At 64.2% G+C, this 16,382-nt stretch carries 12 protein-coding genes and 1 pseudogene; 7 read left to right on the top strand and 6 right to left on the bottom strand.

Going from position 1 to position 16,382, the window contains the following annotated elements; all coding sequences use genetic code 11:
- Positions 1-156: 156 nt before the first annotated feature.
- Positions 157-1,059 carry a transcriptional regulator CynR gene (gene cynR, locus B552_RS0117155; protein ID WP_019450279.1) on the bottom strand — a complete coding sequence of 301 codons (903 nt, stop codon included), beginning with the start codon at positions 1,057-1,059 and terminating at the stop codon, positions 157-159.
- A 110-nt stretch (positions 1,060-1,169) separates the two neighbouring features.
- Here cynR and B552_RS0117150 point away from each other — a divergent pair, with 110 nt between their 5' ends.
- Positions 1,170-1,817: a carbonic anhydrase gene (locus B552_RS0117150; protein WP_019450278.1), complete on the top strand. Its 648-nt coding sequence runs from the start codon at positions 1,170-1,172 to the stop codon at positions 1,815-1,817.
- A gap of 9 nt (positions 1,818-1,826) precedes the next feature.
- Here B552_RS0117150 and B552_RS0117145 read toward each other — a convergent pair whose 3' ends face one another.
- Both B552_RS0117145 and B552_RS29375 read right to left on the bottom strand, forming a co-directional pair.
- Positions 1,827-3,275: an HDOD domain-containing protein gene (locus tag B552_RS0117145; RefSeq protein ID WP_019450277.1), complete on the bottom strand. Its 1,449-nt coding sequence runs from the start codon at positions 3,273-3,275 to the stop codon at positions 1,827-1,829.
- Positions 3,275-5,047, bottom strand: a complete 1,773-nt coding sequence (locus B552_RS29375; protein ID WP_019450276.1) for an EAL domain-containing protein — start codon at positions 5,045-5,047, stop codon at positions 3,275-3,277. The genes B552_RS0117145 and B552_RS29375 overlap by 1 nt, the downstream gene beginning before the upstream one ends.
- A gap of 526 nt (positions 5,048-5,573) precedes the next feature.
- Here B552_RS29375 and ilvA point away from each other — a divergent pair.
- Both ilvA and B552_RS0117130 read left to right on the top strand, forming a co-directional pair.
- Positions 5,574-6,602 (top strand): annotated as a pseudogene (ilvA, locus tag B552_RS27625) (threonine ammonia-lyase, biosynthetic); the annotation flags it as partial.
- A gap of 125 nt (positions 6,603-6,727) precedes the next feature.
- Complete coding sequence (locus tag B552_RS0117130) at positions 6,728-7,486, top strand: SDR family oxidoreductase (RefSeq protein WP_019450274.1); 759 nt, start codon at positions 6,728-6,730, stop codon at positions 7,484-7,486.
- Between the two features lie 22 nt (positions 7,487-7,508).
- On the opposite strand, the gene B552_RS0117125 is transcribed toward B552_RS0117130, so the two are convergent.
- Positions 7,509-7,997: an ankyrin repeat domain-containing protein gene (locus tag B552_RS0117125; protein ID WP_019450273.1), complete on the bottom strand. Its 489-nt coding sequence runs from the start codon at positions 7,995-7,997 to the stop codon at positions 7,509-7,511.
- 117 nt (positions 7,998-8,114) lie between these two features.
- Entirely contained in the window at positions 8,115-9,578 is a 1,464-nt protein-coding gene (locus B552_RS0117120) for a catalase (RefSeq protein WP_280949275.1), read from the bottom strand.
- Positions 9,579-9,950: 372 nt separating this feature from the next.
- Here B552_RS0117120 and B552_RS29095 point away from each other — a divergent pair, with 372 nt between their 5' ends.
- From B552_RS29095 to B552_RS0117100, 4 genes are all read left to right on the top strand, one after another.
- Positions 9,951-10,106: a hypothetical protein gene (locus B552_RS29095; RefSeq protein WP_019450271.1), complete on the top strand. Its 156-nt coding sequence runs from the start codon at positions 9,951-9,953 to the stop codon at positions 10,104-10,106.
- 387 nt (positions 10,107-10,493) lie between these two features.
- Complete coding sequence (locus tag B552_RS0117110; RefSeq protein WP_083860315.1) at positions 10,494-14,285, top strand: autotransporter outer membrane beta-barrel domain-containing protein; 3,792 nt, start codon at positions 10,494-10,496, stop codon at positions 14,283-14,285.
- A 127-nt stretch (positions 14,286-14,412) separates the two neighbouring features.
- Positions 14,413-14,724 (top strand): hypothetical protein, encoded by a 312-nt coding sequence (locus B552_RS0117105; protein WP_026035761.1) that lies wholly within the window; start codon positions 14,413-14,415, stop codon positions 14,722-14,724.
- A gap of 139 nt (positions 14,725-14,863) precedes the next feature.
- Entirely contained in the window at positions 14,864-15,529 is a 666-nt protein-coding gene (locus tag B552_RS0117100) for an alpha/beta fold hydrolase (protein ID WP_019450268.1), read from the top strand.
- Between the two features lie 20 nt (positions 15,530-15,549).
- On the opposite strand, the gene B552_RS0117095 is transcribed toward B552_RS0117100, so the two are convergent.
- Positions 15,550-16,353 carry a MipA/OmpV family protein gene (locus B552_RS0117095; protein WP_237718235.1) on the bottom strand — a complete coding sequence of 268 codons (804 nt, stop codon included), beginning with the start codon at positions 16,351-16,353 and terminating at the stop codon, positions 15,550-15,552.
- Between the last annotated feature and the right edge of the window lie 29 nt (positions 16,354-16,382).

Genomic DNA, 16,382 nt, shown 5'->3' with positions numbered 1-16,382 from the left:
CCAGCGCCGCACGCTACTCCTCTTCTCCGAAACCGGAAAAAAGGTAATCAATATCGGAACACTTCTGAATCAAGGAAACAACAATCTCTCCATGCTCATCGCATTTAAGTATTCTCCGATTTCTCTCGGGTTTCTTGTCTGATAGATGCGCCTTCTTCAGTCAGAATCACTTTGCTTCAGAGAGGCAGCGCTTTTAAGCGCGAAGTCGACAAACGCCCTGGCCGCCGCGGTGCGATAGGCGCCCCTGCGCTGCAGCAGCGCTGCATTGCGCGGCGGCAGCGGCAGTTCAAGCTTGAGGATGCGCAAGTCAGGGTGCCCGGCGGCGATCGCGGCCGGCAGCACTGTTGCATGCCGGCCGCTGCGCACGGCATCCAGTACGGCACTGACCGAGTTCGCCTCGAAGTTGATGCGCGGCTCGATGCCCAGTGCGCCGAAGTAGCGGGCGATATAGCCCCGCGTGGCAAATTCCCGCGTCAGCATGGCCATCGACTGCGCCGCAAGCGCTTCGACGCTCAACGCCGTGCGCCGGCGCGCCAGCGCGTGCGTGGCGCCGACCATGTAGGCCAGCGGTTCTTCCATCAGCGGCGTGGCGTCTAGGTCCGGCAGGTGGACGTCGTCGAAGGCAATGCCGATATCAACCTCGTCATCGGCCAGCAGGGGCTCGACGCGCTCCTGCGGCATCTCGCGCAGACTCAGCGTGATGTTCGGGTATGCCGAGTTGAACCCCACGATCAGCGGTGCAACCAGATAGGGCGTAAAGGTTGGCGTGATTGCCAGCCTGAGGTTGCCGCGCGTGAGTTCGCCAACGTCGTGGATGGCGCGGCGTCCCGCTTCCAGGTCCTGCAGCGCGCGGCGCGCATGTACGTAGTACGCTTCGCCGGCGTCGGTCAGGCGTACCGTCCGGCCGCTGCGGTCGAACAACGGCGCGCCGAGCGAATCTTCAAGCTGCCGGATCTGCTGGGATAGCGTCGGCTGGGAGACGTGCAGCGCCTCTGCCGCGCGGGTGAAATTGCCGGCGTCGGCAACGGCCAGGAAATAGCGAACGTGGCGCAGCAGCATGATCGGTAACTATTGGTTTTGCCAATAGTGAGGATAATAAACTGGTCTTTGACCCAATAGCTGATCGCAGCCATGCTGAAACCACCAAGAGACCGAGCGGAGACACCGGCGTGAAAGACCTGATTGAGGGCATCCTGAAATTCCAGCGGGAAGAATTCCCGAAGCGGTCGGCGCTGTTCAAGCACCTGGCCACGCAGCAGCATCCGACGACGCTGTTCATCGGATGCTCGGACAGCCGAGTGCTACCCGAGCTTCTGACGCAGTGTGAGCCAGGGGATCTGTTCGTGATTCGGAATGCCGGCAATATCGTTCCCGCCTATGCGGTGCAGCCGGGCGGCGTCTCTGCCAGCGTCGAATTCGCGGTTGCCGGGCTCAAGGTGCGGGACATCGTGATCTGCGGCCATTCCGATTGCGGGGCCATGACGGCCGTGGCGATGTGCAAGTGCCTCGACCACATGCCGGCCGTCGAGGAGTGGCTCGAACATGCCGGCGGCGCCCGGCGGATCAGCCTGGCCCGTCCGCACGCATCGGACCGCGCGCGCGTGGACGACATGGTCCGTGAAAACGTGATCGAACAACTGGCCCACCTGCGCACGCATCCGTCGGTGGCGCAGGCGCTGGCCGAAGGGCGCGTTGACCTGCACGGCTGGGTCTACGAAATCGAGAGCGGCATGATCGACGCGCTCGACGGGCGCACCGGCAAGTTCGTGCCGTTGCTGGAGTATCCAGAGGTCACCGCAACGCAGGCGCCTGCGTGAGCGTTCAGGCTATGACTGGCGTGCCGACGGCTGGCCCGGTGCCGCGCGCAGCACGCCTGCGGCGATCTCGCGCATCAGTTCGTCCACCGCTCCGATTTCGGTTTCGCCCAGGCCCGCAGGCGCGCGCGCGGTGCCCCAGTCGCCGTAGATCATGGCGATGCAGCGATTGCGGATCTTGACCGGCGCCAGCAGGATCGATCGCGCGTCGGGAAGCGCTTCGCGATACCAGCGCGGCAGGCGGCGTGCCATTTCGGCGTCGGTCGTGTCCTCGATCAGCAGCGGCCTGTCGGATAGCCCGGCAAAGTGGAAGATGTCCGGTACGAAGCCTTCCTCGAACGACAGCGCGGGAAGGACTTCACGCATGCCTTCGCCGAAGCCGAGCCGCGCGTGAAAGTGCCGCGTCGAGGGATTCAGCATCATCAGGAAGCAGCGCGAGAAGTCCAGTGCGCGCATCGACGATTCCAGCACCATTGGCGCCAGTTGCGATACCGTCAGTCCCGCGCCTTCGCGCCGTACTTCGGCCAGCCCCTGGCGCAGCCGTTCGAGGATGTTGTCAGGCCGTGCGCCATGTCCGGGCGCCGTGGCGTCGTGCGCCGTTGTCTCGGATTCGGTGATCGAGATGCTGAGCAATTCGGCCTGGCGTACGGCCACGCTCACATCGCGCGCATCGAGCCCCAGCACCTTCGCGTGCGACAGCAGCATTTCCTCGACCGATTCCTGCGTGCCCTCGCGCACCATCGCTGCGGCGGCCTGCGCGGATACCTGGGCGATGGCGCCAAGCCAGTCCGCATGGGTTTCCAGCACAGTGCCTGGTGACACTGTACGCGGCTTCATCGCATGGGCGATCAGTCCGGGCAGGCGCCACTTGCGTGCCGCGGCCTCGGCGATCTCCACCATCGAAACCCCGAGCACTTCCTGGCACGCCTCGTTTTCGGTCATGGGGTGCGCGGCGCACAGCGCCTCCACGCGCTCCCATTCCTCGGGGAAGTAGAACACCAGCAGCAGCCGGCTCATATGGTGCATCAGCGTGCAGACGACGGCTTCCTCGCCCTCGTTGATGCCGCGGGCTTGGCTCAGCGCGCGCGTGATTTCGCCGGCCACCAGCGCGCGTTGCAGCGCGCGGGCGGCCTGCGGGCGATTCGGCGCCACGCCGTGGAAGTAGTCGAGCAGCTGGATGCCGAGCGTCAGATGGCTGATCGCCTCGACACCGAGCACCAGGATCGCGCGCGAGACCGTGGTGACCTCGCCGCCGATGGAGCGGTACATGGCCGAGTTGGCCAGCCGGATCACCTTCTGCGACAGGCTGAAGTCCGACAGCACGCTCGTGGCCATCTCGCCGACGGTCAGGTCCGCGTTAAGCGTCTTGAAGATATTGTCGACACAGTACTGGAGCGTCGGGAAGTCTCCCTGCTGTGCCATCCGTGCCCACAGGGTCTCGAAAAAATCGGACTGGGACATCAGGGCACCGTGGGCGTGAAGACTTCGCCCTCGCCGATCACGAGCTTGCCGTCTGTCACGGCATTCTCGAAATCGACGGGGGCAAGGGCGCGCGCGTAGCGCCAGCCCTGCACGAGATTGCAACCCTGCGCGGCCAGCAGCTTGCCCTGTGCGTCCGTTTCGACGCCCTCGGCGATGGCCACGAGGCCAAGCTCGCGCGCAAGCGACAGCACGGCCGACACAATGGTGCGTGCGTGCGGGGAATCGACCATGTCCGAAACGAAGCTGCGGTCCACCTTGAGTGCAGACAGCGGGAAGCGGCGCAGGTACGACAGGCTCGAATAGCCGGTGCCGAAGTCATCCACGGCAAAACGGATGCCAAGCGCGCGCAGCGACAGCAGCAGTTCCTCCGCCGCCTTCGGGTCGGTCATCAGCGCGCTTTCGGTGATTTCCAGCAACAGGCGGTCGGCGCCGATGCCGGTCTCCTGGATCGCGTTGCGCACGCTGTCGTAGAAGCCCGGGTGCAGGAACTGCATGGCCGATACGTTGACCGACATGTGGCCCACATGAATGCCCTGGGCATCCCACGCGGCCAGCTGCGCGCACGCGCAGCGCAGCGCCCAGGCGCCCAGATGCTTGATCAGGCCGTTTTTCTCGGCAACAGGGATGAATACGTCGGGCCGGATGTCGCGACCCGCGTGTTCCCAGCGCATCAGCGCCTCCACGGCGCAGATCTCGCCGGTGCCGGGCCAGACAATCGGCTGGTAGTGCAGCAGGAACTCGCCGTTCTGCACGGCCTCGAACATGCTCTGTTCGATCTGGAACTGCTCGTCGAGCCGGCGGTCCAGCTCCGGCGAATAGATGCAGTAGCGGTTCTTGCCCAGCGCCTTGGCTTCATACATCGCCAGGTCCGCACGGCGCAGCCACTGCGATTCCGACTGGGCCGCGCCGGACGACAGGGCCAGGCCGATGCTGGTGGTGATGCGCACCTGGCAGCCGCCGAGCAGGAACGGCTGGCGGCAGACATGGATCACGCGCTCGAGAATGCGGACGGCGTCGGCCTCGGACTCCAGGCCGTCGAGCATCAGCACGAACTCGTCGCCGCCCAGGCGCGCCACGCTTTGCCTTGTGCGCACGGTGTCCTGCAGGCGCGCGCCAACTTCCTTGAGCAGCGCGTCGCCGTACTCGTGGCCGAGCGAATCGTTGATGTTCTTGAAGCCGTCCAGGTCCATCAGCGCAACGGCGAATGGTTGACCCGCGCAGTTGCCGGACGTGTATTCCTCGATGCGCTTGCCGATGTAGGCGCGGTTGCCCACGCCGGTCAACGGATCGAGGAAGGCACGCTCGGTCAGGTCGCGTTCCGATTCCACCCATTGCGTGATGTCCTGGCCGAACAGCAGCAGGCTGGGCGAGTCGTCGTCGGTGTCGCAGTAGTAGCTGACATGCAGGTCGAGCCAGCCGGGGCCGCCAATGCCACCGGCCACGCGTACGCGCTCGCGGCGGGCCATATGGTCCTGCGCGCAGCCGGCAAGCATCAAGGTCACGCGTTCGCGGGATTCGAGTGCAATGATGTCCAGCACGGAGGTGCGCAGCAGGTATTCGCGCGGATAGACCAGCAGCTCGGCAGTGGCCGTGGTGGCGTTCAGGACGTGCCCCTGCAAGTCCACGCGCATGGCCAGCGCGCCGGAAGCTTCCAGCAGCGCCCAGGCCTCGCCGGTGGCAGGGCCGGCACCGGGCCGCCTGTGCTCGGCGGGATCTTGTGCCAGGGCTACATCGTATGCGAACGCGGTCATGTTTTTTTCAGCCCGGAACCCGTGGTGCGTTGGACTGATATCGGCTGGTTTTCTATGAACTGTAGGGTTGGACACCCGCGGCAATGCCAGTCCGTGGCTAACCCGTGCCCCGGAACATGACCTCTGGTCTTGCCAGTGTCAAACGAATCGACAGCGGCGATTCTAATACGAGCCGCCATCTGCCTGAGCGCCGCACCGGCAAGCGGATTGCCGTCGTCGGCGCGGCTACAACAGGCAAAACGCCAAGATTCGGCCCAACTTGTGTCGGGATTGACATATGTTGGGCAATCCGTGACACTCGACGCCATGTCTCGTTTCGCTATCCGCATCGCCGCGATTATTCGCACCATTCCTGGAATGGTGGGTTAGCGCGCGTCCGAAACAGACATCAAAAACCCGCCCAACGAGGCGGGTTTTTTGTTGCCGCTTCCTTGGGAATCCAACCCTCAAGAATGGAGCGACCATGCCGTTAACCAGCCCCCCGTTATCCAGCCCCTTTTCGTTGCCAGAATCCGTGCCGGGCAAGCTGTCCCGGGCGCGTGCCGTGCCGTATGAAACGGACTCCGACCCCGACCTGGACGACTACCTGAGGCGCATCCTGACCGCCCGCGTCTACGACGTGGCCCGCGAGACCGTGCTCGAGGCCGCGCCCGCGCTGTCCGCGCGGGTGGGCCATCGCGTCTGGCTCAAACGCGAGGACCACCAACCCGTGTTCTCGTTCAAGGTGCGCGGGGCCTACAACAAGATGGCTCATCTGCCACCCGATGCACTGGCACGCGGCGTGATCACGGCATCGGCCGGCAATCACGCGCAGGGCGTGGCGCTGTCGGCGGCCCGGCTTGGCGTGCGGGCGGTCATCGTGGTGCCGCAGACCGCGCCGCAGGTCAAGGTGGACGCGGTGCGCGCCCATGGCGGTGCAATGGTCGAAGTCGTGCAGGCCGGCGAGTCTTACTCCGATGCCTATGACCACGCGCTGTCGCTGCAGCGTCAGCATGGGCTCACATTCATTCCGGCTTTCGACGATCCCGATGTCATCGCCGGGCAGGGCACGGTCGGCATGGAGATCCTGCGCCAGCATCGCGGCCCGCTCGACGCCGTATTCGTGCCGATCGGCGGCGGCAGTCTTGCCGCCGGCGTTGCGGCCTATATCAAGGCCGTGCGGCCCGAGGTTCAGGTCATCGGCGTGCAGACCGACGATTCCTGCGCGATGGCGCGCTCGCTGGCGGCTGGCGAGCGCGTGACGCTGGATTCGGTGGGATTGTTTTCCGACGGAACGGCTGTCAAGCGCGTCGGGGAAGAGACGTTCCGCCTGTGCAGAAAGTACCTGGACGGCGTGCTGACCGTGGACACGGACGCGCTGTGCGCGGCAATCAAGGACATTTTCCAGGACACGCGCAGCCTGGTGGAGCCCGCCGGCGCGCTGACCGTGGCTGGCCTGAAACTGTACGCGGAAACAGCCGGAGTGGCGTCAAGGGAGCTGGTGGCGATCACATCGGGCGCCAACATGAACTTCGACCGCCTGCGCATCGTGGCCGAACGGGCCGAACTGGTGGAATCCACGCGTTGATGCCGGACGGAGATGTCAGGTGACGCTGCGGCAGACGGGGGCTTTCGGGCAGAATCTCCAGGGGGCGATCTTCCGGGATTTTCCCCAGCCGCAAAACATTGGAGACATTGAGCATGACAAAGCAGACAAAGGTCGCACTGGTCACGGGCGCGGCCCGAGGTATCGGCAAGGCGGTGGCACAGGCAATGCTCGCTGACGGCTACCAGGTCGTTCTGGCCGGACGTACCGCGCAGACGCTGGAAGCGCTGGCCGATCAGGCAACGGCGGCGGGGCAGACCGCGCTGGCCGTGCAGTGCGACGTGAGCGATCCGGCCTCGGTCGATGCGTTGTACGGCAAGATCCGCGAGCGCTTTGGCCGGCTCGACGTGCTGTTCAACAACGCAGGCATCAACGCTCCGGCGATCGGTATCGACGAGTTGTCGTTCGAACAGTGGAAAGCCGTGCTGGACACCAACCTGACCGGTGCGTTCCTGTGTGCGCGTGGCGCGTTTGCGCTGATGAAATCGCAGGACCCGCGTGGCGGCCGAATCATCAACAACGGGTCGATATCAGCCCATGCGCCGCGGCCGAATACGGTGCCTTACACCGCAACGAAGCACGCCATCACGGGGCTGACCAAGAGCCTGTCGCTCGATGGCCGTCCGTGGGATATTGCGTGCAGCCAGATCGACATCGGCAACGCCGGTACCGACATGGCCAACCGCATGGCGCGCGGCGTGCCGCAGGCCAACGGCGAGATCCGGCCGGAACCGCTGATGGATGTGGCTCACATCGCCAGTTCGGTGCTGCATATGGCCAACCTCCCGCTCGACGTGAACGTGCAGTTCATGACCGTCATGGCCACCAAGATGCCGTTCGTGGGGCGGGGATAAGCGCGCGGGACGGCGCGACGTTTTAACGCCCTCCGCCGTGCCTGCCGGCCATGAACGCCGCCGCATCGGCTGCCGTCATGCCACGGCTGTCACGCGCGTCGGGGTCGGCGCCGTGCGCCTTGAGCAGTTCAACGATCTCCGTGCGCTGGAACATTGCGGCCGTCATCAGCGCGGTCCGGCCGTCGGGCGAGGCCCCTTCGACGTCGGTACCGTGCGCGAGCAGGATTTCGATGATTTCCTTGAAACCCTTGTAGGCAGCACCGGCGATGGGTGTCTGCCCCATCGCGTTGCGGATGTCCGGTGAGGCGCCAGCTTCCAGCAGCATGCGCAGTGCGTCGGCCTGCCCGTGATACGCGGCCAGCATGACAAGGGTGTCGCCTTTCTCGTTGCGCAGGTTCGGCGGCATGCCGCGCGCAATGAGTGCCGCCAGTGCGGCGGTATCGCCATGGCGCGCGAGATCGAACACCTGGCCCAGCGCGGCGATCATGCGGGCTTCTTCGTCCGCGGTCATGGGGGCTTGAGGATTGTCCATCTCCGGTTTCCTGTTTGAAGTTGTTTGTGCGAGATGCGCTGGCTGTCGCTCCCGCCCCACTCCCAATGTGCGGGAGCGGGGCACGGCGGGAGAGACTTATTTCGCCTCGATCTTCTCGATGGCGGCCGCAACACCCGCGCCATAGGCGGGATCAGCCGCAGTGCAGTGCTTGATATGGGTCTGCTGGATATGCCTGGACACACCCTTGATCGAGCGGGCCGTGTTGTCGAACAGCACCTGCCGCTGTGCTGCGGACATCAGCCGGAACAGTGCGCCAACCTGCGAAAAATAGTCGCCGTCGACACGCTGGTTCCAGTGATCAGCCGTGCCTTCCAGCGTGAGCGGTGGTTCGCGGAAGTCCGGCTGTTCGGTCCATTCGCCCTTCGTGTTGGGCTCGTAGCCGATGGTGCCGCCCTGGTTGCCATCGACGCGCATTGCCCCGTCGCGGTGGTAGCTGTTGATGTACTTCGCGGCCTTCGGCGAATTCACCGGGATCTGGTGATGGTTGACGCCGAGGCGATAGCGCGCCGCGTCACCATACGAGAACAGGCGGCCCTGCAGCATCTTGTCCGGCGAGAAGCCGATGCCGGGAACTATCGTCGACGGCGCGAACGATGATTGTTCGACTTCGGCAAAGTGGTTGTCCGGATTGCGATTGAGTTCCAGCACGCCCACTTCGATCAGCGGATAGTCCTTCTTCGGCCAGATCTTGGTCAGGTCGAACGGGTGGTACGGAACCTTGCTGGCTTCGGCTTCGGGCATGATCTGCACGAAGAGCTTCCAGCGCGGGAAGTCGCCGCGTTCGATGGACTCGTACAGGTCGCGCTGGTGGTACTCGCGATCCTGACCGGTAATCTCCGCGGCTTCCGCATCGGTCAGGTTCTGGACACCTTGCTGCGTGACGAAGTGGAACTTGACCCAGAAGCGTTCCATGTCCGTGTTGATGAAGCTGAACGTGTGGCTGCCGAAACCGTGCATATGGCGCCACGTGCGCGGAATGCCGCGGTCGCTCATCACGATCGTCACCTGGTGCAGGGCCTCGGGCAGGCTGGTCCAGAAGTCCCAGTTGTTCTCGGCACTGCGCAGGCCGGTGCGCGGGTCGCGCTTCACGGCGTGGTTCAGGTCCGGGAACTTCAGCGGATCGCGCAGGAAGAAGATCGGCGTGTTGTTGCCCACCAGATCCCAGTTGCCTTCGTCGGTGTAGAACTTGACGGCGAAGCCGCGAATATCGCGTTCCGCATCGGCCGCGCCACGCTCGCCCGCCACGGACGAGAAGCGCAGGAACAGGTCGGTCTTCTTGCCAATTTGCGAGAACAGGCTGGCGCGCGTGTACCTGGTGATGTCGTGAGTGACGGTGAACGTGCCATACGCACCGGAGCCCTTGGCGTGCATGCGGCGCTCGGGAATCACCTCGCGGTCGAAGTGGGCGAGCTTTTCCAGGAACCAGACATCCTGGAGAAGGGCCGGTCCACGCGGACCGGCGGTCTGAATGTTCTGATTATCGACAACTGGCGCGCCAAATGCGGTTGTGAGTTTTTTCATGACGGTTCCTTGATCCAGCGGCGCGCGTCCCGGGGGTCGCGCGATGGACGGTTTGTGGGTCTTGGCTTTGCAGCGTGCTGCGGCTGCTCCAATGGCGCCGGAGAACTGACTCGCCGGCAGGAGTCGCGGTCCACTATCGCAGATGGATAGCGACAAGTCACATCGTATTGATCAATGACCGTGATAGGGCACAGACTTTTCGAACGCGAATTAAGTGTTTTGCTATGCAGCGGAAGGGAAAACGGACCGGTCGCAGTCTGGCGGGTCAGCGGGCCGTGTGCGGAGTGCCTGCGTATTGACGGGAATTTGACACGCGCCAGCCCCATCTTTGCAGTGCCTGGACAGCGTAGCGAATAGGCTGAAAGCGGGAGAACTACCAGTGTTCGCATCATGTGGATCATCTACCGTCTAGGCCTTGCCGCCATCGCGCTGATTGCCCTGATTGCGCTGTTTGTCTGTCAATACCGCCTCTCGACCAGGATTGGGCGCCGTGAGGCGCGGTTGGGCGACCGCGCGCGTGAAGAGCCCGGCACCAACCTGCCGTAATCAACAGCAAGTGCTGTTGCCACGTCCACCACGTACCCCGGCACCACGGGGGACGTGATTGGCCGTGCACGGGGCGCCGAACCCGCTCATTAGCCCCAATCCCTCACTGCCCGCCGCCACCTTTTCCACACCCGCTCACTTCCCGCCAATGCGCGGAAATCAATTCCATCGTCAATATCTTGGTGATGGAATATTGTGGCTCCCAGTTTTCATTTCGCTGGTTGTTAACTAATAATTGGTCTGAATTTTCGTGATGGCCGTGGATTATGTGGATGACTTTCGGGCGCATTTCCCGAAAGTCATGTCGATTACATAATCTGCGAAAAAAGATTTGGATACCGGATAAATAAACCAGGCAGAAAATGCCAAATGGAGCGGGAAAAATCCATGAAGAAAACCTGTTTTCGCTTCGGCCAGGGAGTACAGCAAAAACCCGCGTTGAGCCCGATTTGCGCGGCCGTCCTGATAAGTTTTGTTTCCTCCGTGCGTGCGGCGACAATCGTCGATGCAAGTACCACCGGCCAGATCCTCTCTACCGATACGGCCTATCAACTGAATGCAGGCACCACAGTCTCGACCACCACCGGGGATGCAATTCGCATCGAAGGGATAGCGCCGGCAACCATTTCCAATTCCGGCTCGATTCTCAGCTCGCTGGATTACGCGGCAGCCGGCATTCGCTTCAGCGTCTCGGGGTCTCTTACCAATGAAACCACCGGGCTGATCCATGGCAATACTTTTGGCGTGGCGATGGACGGCGGCGGCACCGGCAACAATGTCGTCAACTATGGAGACATCAGCGTATCGGCGAGCCACGCGGTCTACTATGGCGCTGCAACGAGCGGCACGTTGGATAACTACGGCACGCTGAACAGTGGCAATGCAGGTAGTGTCGGGTCCAGTGCCGATGGCGTCTATGTGCACGGCGCCGGCACAACGGTCACGATCAACAATCACGCGAATGCGGCCATCCGCTCGGGAACCGGCGATCCCGTGTACGGACAGGCCATCGTTGTCGATGCGGGAGCGGTCACGGTCAACAACGATGGCCTGATTGACGGCTATCACGGAGGCATTGCCGCCACGTCGCCCGATGCGATCCATATCGTCAACAGCAGCACGGGAACGATCCGGGGCGAGCAGGGACCAGGCGTCCAGATGCAACAGGGCAGCGACATCACGAATCGCGGCGCCATTTCCAGTACAAACGGCGCTGCCATCCTGCTTACCGGCGCAAACAACACCGTGGTGCTCGGTACGGGATCGGCGCTTGGCGGCGGCGGGAACGCGGCAATCGTCAGCCAGGGGACAGGCAACCAGATCCAGCTGATCGAGTCCGGCACTGAGAGCGGGGACTTCAATGCCACCAATGGGAACGGGTTCGCCAGCCTGGTGTCGGCCGCTGGCAGCAACTGGACACTGACAGGCAACGTCAGCATGGGCGGCAGCAACGCGGACGCCGTCCAGGTGTCTGGCAATCTGACGCTGGGCGGGACGGTGACCATCGACGGCAGCGCTGGCACAAGGATCTTCACTGGCGGCCACCTGACCCTTGGAACGGGCGCTGCGGGGGGATCGGTAACTGGCAATATCGCGAACGATGGCGTGCTGGAGTTCAATCGCAGCGACAATTTCACCCTCGCTGGCGCATTGAGCGGCGTCGGCTCGCTGATCAAGAACGGCAGCGGCATCACCGCACTGACTGGTGCCGGATCGACGCAGAGCGCCGTCAACGTCAATACCGGCGCATTGCTTTTCGCGCAGGACGGCGCCTTTACGGTAACGGGGGACCATGTCACTGCCGCAGGCGCCACCACCGCGATTTCAGGCCGCTCGTCGCTGTCGGTGGGCAACCATTTCGCGATGAATGGGGCGCTGGATGTTGCGGCCGGCAGCGTCCAGCCGACTATCACCGCAAGCACCGCCACGATCGCTCCTGGAGCCACGTTCAACCTGATTGGCTATACGGCCGCTGCCACCGCCAGCGTTTCCGATCTGGCATCGGGCGCGTTCACGGTGATCCATGCCACCACGGCAGGCGGCCTGACGGGTACGTTCCAGACGGTAAAGCTCGGCGGCTCGCAGGGGCAGGCCGACTACCTCACGCTGACGTCCAGCTATACGCCCCAGTCGTACATCGTGGGCCTTGGGCTCACGTGGTACGCGGCGCACAGTACATCGCCGCAAACCGCGCACGGCACGTTCACGCTCGCCGGTGCCAGCGATACGTTCAACCTGGACGCCGTGATGGCCGATGAGGCCGCCAATGCGGCAACCGGCTGGGATGGCAAGACCCTCACCAAGGCCGGGGCCGGCACGCTGCAACTATCCAAGCCGAATACCTACACCGGCGCGACGATCATCAATGGCGGCACGCTGCTTGCCGGTACGGAGAACATCGTTTCCACGAGTTCGCAGGTCACCGTAGGCGCTGGTGCGACGTTCGACCTGAACGGCTTCAACCAGACCGTGAACAACATCTCGGGCGCGGGCAACGTGGCGCTTGGCAGTGCAACGCTGACGGCCAACACGACGGTCGATGGCGTGCTGTCGGGTGTTATCAGCGGCAGCGGCGGCCTGACCAAGGCGGGAGCCGCGACGCTGACGCTGGCGGGTGGCCCTCATACCTATGCCGGGGCCACGATGGTCAATGCGGGCGCGCTGGTCCTGGCCAATGGCGCGCAGCTAGCCAATACGTCGCAGGTGACGGTGAGCCAGGGTGCCACGTTTGGTGGCTATGGCAGTGTCGGCGGCTCGGTCGTCAACAACGGGCTGCTGGCCGTGGCGGACGCCGCACCGGGCTTTGCGGGCGGCCCGGCTGGCACATTCGTGGTGGGCGGTGCGCTGACGAACAATGGCGAGATCCGCATGGGGAGCCCGGTCCCCGCCAGCACGCTGACGGTGAACGGCAACTATGTCGGCAACAACGGCAGGATGACGCTCTGGACCGCGCTGGGCGCCGACAACGCCGCCACCGATCGGTTGGTCGTGCATGGCAACACCTCCGGCCAGACAGCGGTCAGGATCGAAAATGCCGGGGGCGCGGGGGCGCCAACGAACAATGGCATCCGGATCGTGCAGGTCGATGGTCAGTCGGATGGCGTGTTCGCGCTCGATGGCCGCGTGGTGGCTGGCGCGTATGAGTACAACCTCTACAAGGGCAGCCCTGCCACACCGAACGACGGCAACTGGTACCTGCGGTCGTACTCCACCGATCCAACGCCGCAGATTCGCCCGGAGCCCGGCGCATACCTGGCCAACCAGACGGCCGCACAGGGGATGTTCATCCACACATTGCATGATCGCGCCGGGTTTGCCGATCCAGCTCGGTCGAGTGGCTCGGCTCCCGAAACGTCGACAGTCTGGGCGCGGGCCACCGGCGGGCACAGCGATGGCAATGCAGCGGCCGGTCGCATCAGCGAATCCGCGGATACCGCGCTGGTCCAGGTCGGCATCGACGTGCTGCACCGGGTGGCCAACAACCAGCGCTGGCAGGCCGGCATCATGGCGGGCTACGGTACGGGTACCACGCACGCAACGGCCAGCAACAACCCCGCCATCGCACGCGGCACGGTGAACGGTGTGAACGGCGGCCTCTACGCGACGTGGCACGGCAATGCGGCCGATGCGGAAGGCCCGTACGCCGACACCTGGATGCAGTACAGCCATTTCGACAACACGGTAAAGGGCAGCAGCCTGGACGGGACCCACTACACCAGCCAGGTGTGGTCGGGCTCGGTGGAGGGCGGTTGGGCATTCCGCATCGGGCAGACGGGTGTCGGGACCGTGATGCTGGAACCCCAGTTCCAGTTGATCTATACGGACTATCGATCCGACAGCCACACCGAGCGCAATGGCACCGTCATCCAGGACAGCAGCAGCGGCGGCTGGACGACACGGCTTGGCACGCGCCTGTATCACACGCCGGCGGCCGGCACCGCGCCGGACTGGCTGCCGTTCGTCGAACTGAACTGGTGGCACAACGGCAGCGGCAACGCGATTGCGTTCAACAACACGGTGATTGCGCAGGACGGCCCCACGGACCGCGTCGAGGTCAAGGCAGGGGCCCAGATCCAGGTGGCACAGCGCTGGCGCATGTGGGGCCACATCGCCTACCAGTATGGCAACGGTGGATTCGAGAGCATTACCGGGCTGCTGGGTGCGCGGTATCTCTGGTGAGCGGGCCCGATGCTGCGGAAAATGCGGCGTCCGGGTGTCTTGGAACGGTCCGGGAAGCCGGTTTACTGGGCCTTTTCAGGTCGCGCTTATATCCTAAGAAGGGGAAAACTACGCGCAGGAGATGACGATGCAAGCGAGGTTTGCGCGCGGCATTGCGCAGACGCCACTGACGGTGGCAGCCCGGGAATATCCGCTGGCGGAGGAGGCCGCCAATCCCGAGGTTGGCGACATGGTGACGATCTACAGCCTGGACCTGGCAACCGAGTTCAACATCCGGCTGAACGCCGCCGCGGGGCCGGATCTCTGGTACGGCGTGATCTACAGCATCAGCCGGGGTACCGAGATGCTGGTTGTTGCCGAAGGACTTGAACTCGACGACGTGGTCAGCGTCAGGCGTCAGGAAATCGCGTCCGTCGCCAAGGCGGACCACCACCACTGAAACACGAATTGCGGTCTGGCCGCGGCACACGTGTTGCCGGGATGTACCCGGAACGTTGCCGCGGCTGTCCTGCTGCGGGTATGCTGCGCATGCACAATTGCATCCGATATCGCATCGCCCCCAGCCGGTAGCCGTTCTCATGTCTTCGTCCTCCCCAGCACCCACCACCACGCGCGAATTTATTGCCGGACCTGCCGGCCAGCTCGAGGTCCTTGTCGATGCGCCTGCCGGCGCGCCGCTTGGCATTGCCGTAGTGGCTCATCCACACCCATCGCAGGGTGGCACCGCCGAACACAAGATTCCGCAGTTGCTGGCGCGCGCGCTGCAGGCGCATGGCTTCCTGACGCTGCGTCCCAATTATCGCGGCGTTGGTCAGAGTGAAGGGGAGTACGACGAGGGTATCGGAGAGACCGACGACGTGCTTGCCGTGATCCGCCACGCCCAGGCCGCGCATCCGGGCATGCCGCTGGCACTTGCCGGCTTCTCGTTTGGCGCATTCGTGCAAACGCGCGCGGTTGCGGCGCTGACCACCGCAGGTGAAGCGATTGCCCACCTGATCCTGACCGGCATGCCGGCCGGCGCGCTATCCGACACGCTGTCCTATGACACCCCCGCCGTGCCCGCCAATGCGCTGGTGGTCCATGGCGAGAGCGACGAACGCGTGCCGCTGGCGAATGTATTTGCGTGGGCGCGGCCGCAGGAGTTGCCGGTGGTCGTGCTGCCGGGCGCCGGGCATTTCTTCACCGGGAAGCTGCCCGGCTTGCGCCGCGTGGTGGAGGAATATCTGCGGCGGCCGACCGAGTGAGCGGGCGCCGGCGTCGCAGATCAGAACTCGTACATGATCGAAACATCGCCGGTCATGTTGGCGGAGTGGGATGTGACCGGGCTGCTGCGCGCATCGCCCACCAGGGCCGCGATGCCAAAGTCCGCCGTGGCGAACCAGTGCTTGCCGAAGAACCACATCGCCGAGACGCCGCCGCCGTATGACCTGATCCCGCCGCCGGCGTGGTGTTCGGGCAGGCCGGATCTTGCCGATTGCTCCGCAGTGACGCCGTACCAGCGGCTCATGTAGGCCGAATCGGCGAGGGTGACCGTGGGGCCCGCGAACCACGCGAATTTGTCAGAACTGCCCGGCAATGGCATATAGGCGCCAAGGTCGCCCAGCCATCCGTTGGCGCCGCCAAACTGCCGCCGCGCGTTGGCGCGGACCACGAGCGGGAATTCCTTCGACACCACGTACTCGGCAAACAGTTTCGACTCAACCGCCATGCCGATATTGCCGAGCCCGGCCAGGTGGTCGTGATCGTGTTTTTCGCGGCGGCCGAAGTCGTAGGTCAGCGCAATGCCGGCCCGCCAGTGGTCGGAATGGACGATATTCCAGCCAAGGCCTTCACCCGTGGAAAGAAACCCTTGATCACGGTAGCGGATATCGATTGCGGGTCCGGCAATCGGATAGTAATTGCCGGTACCGTCGTAGTAGGGGCTGACGCGGGCGGCAAGGCCCAGCCGGACGGTCCACTCGGGCGGCGGGCCTTCTTCATACAGTTTTTCCAGCGGCACGCCCACCGAGTACTGCCACTCGGCCAGCGGGGCGGGCGTCTGGGCATGGGCGCGCGGCGCAGCCAGCATCGCCAGCAATGCGAGCAGCGCGGCTGCCA

The sequence above is a fragment of the Cupriavidus sp. BIS7 genome (assembly GCF_000292345.1).
In the GTDB taxonomy this organism is placed as follows: Bacteria; Pseudomonadota; Gammaproteobacteria; order Burkholderiales; family Burkholderiaceae; genus Cupriavidus.
The sequence above is the reverse complement of the archived record's forward strand: the minus strand, read 5'-3'. Positions and strand labels throughout refer to the sequence as shown.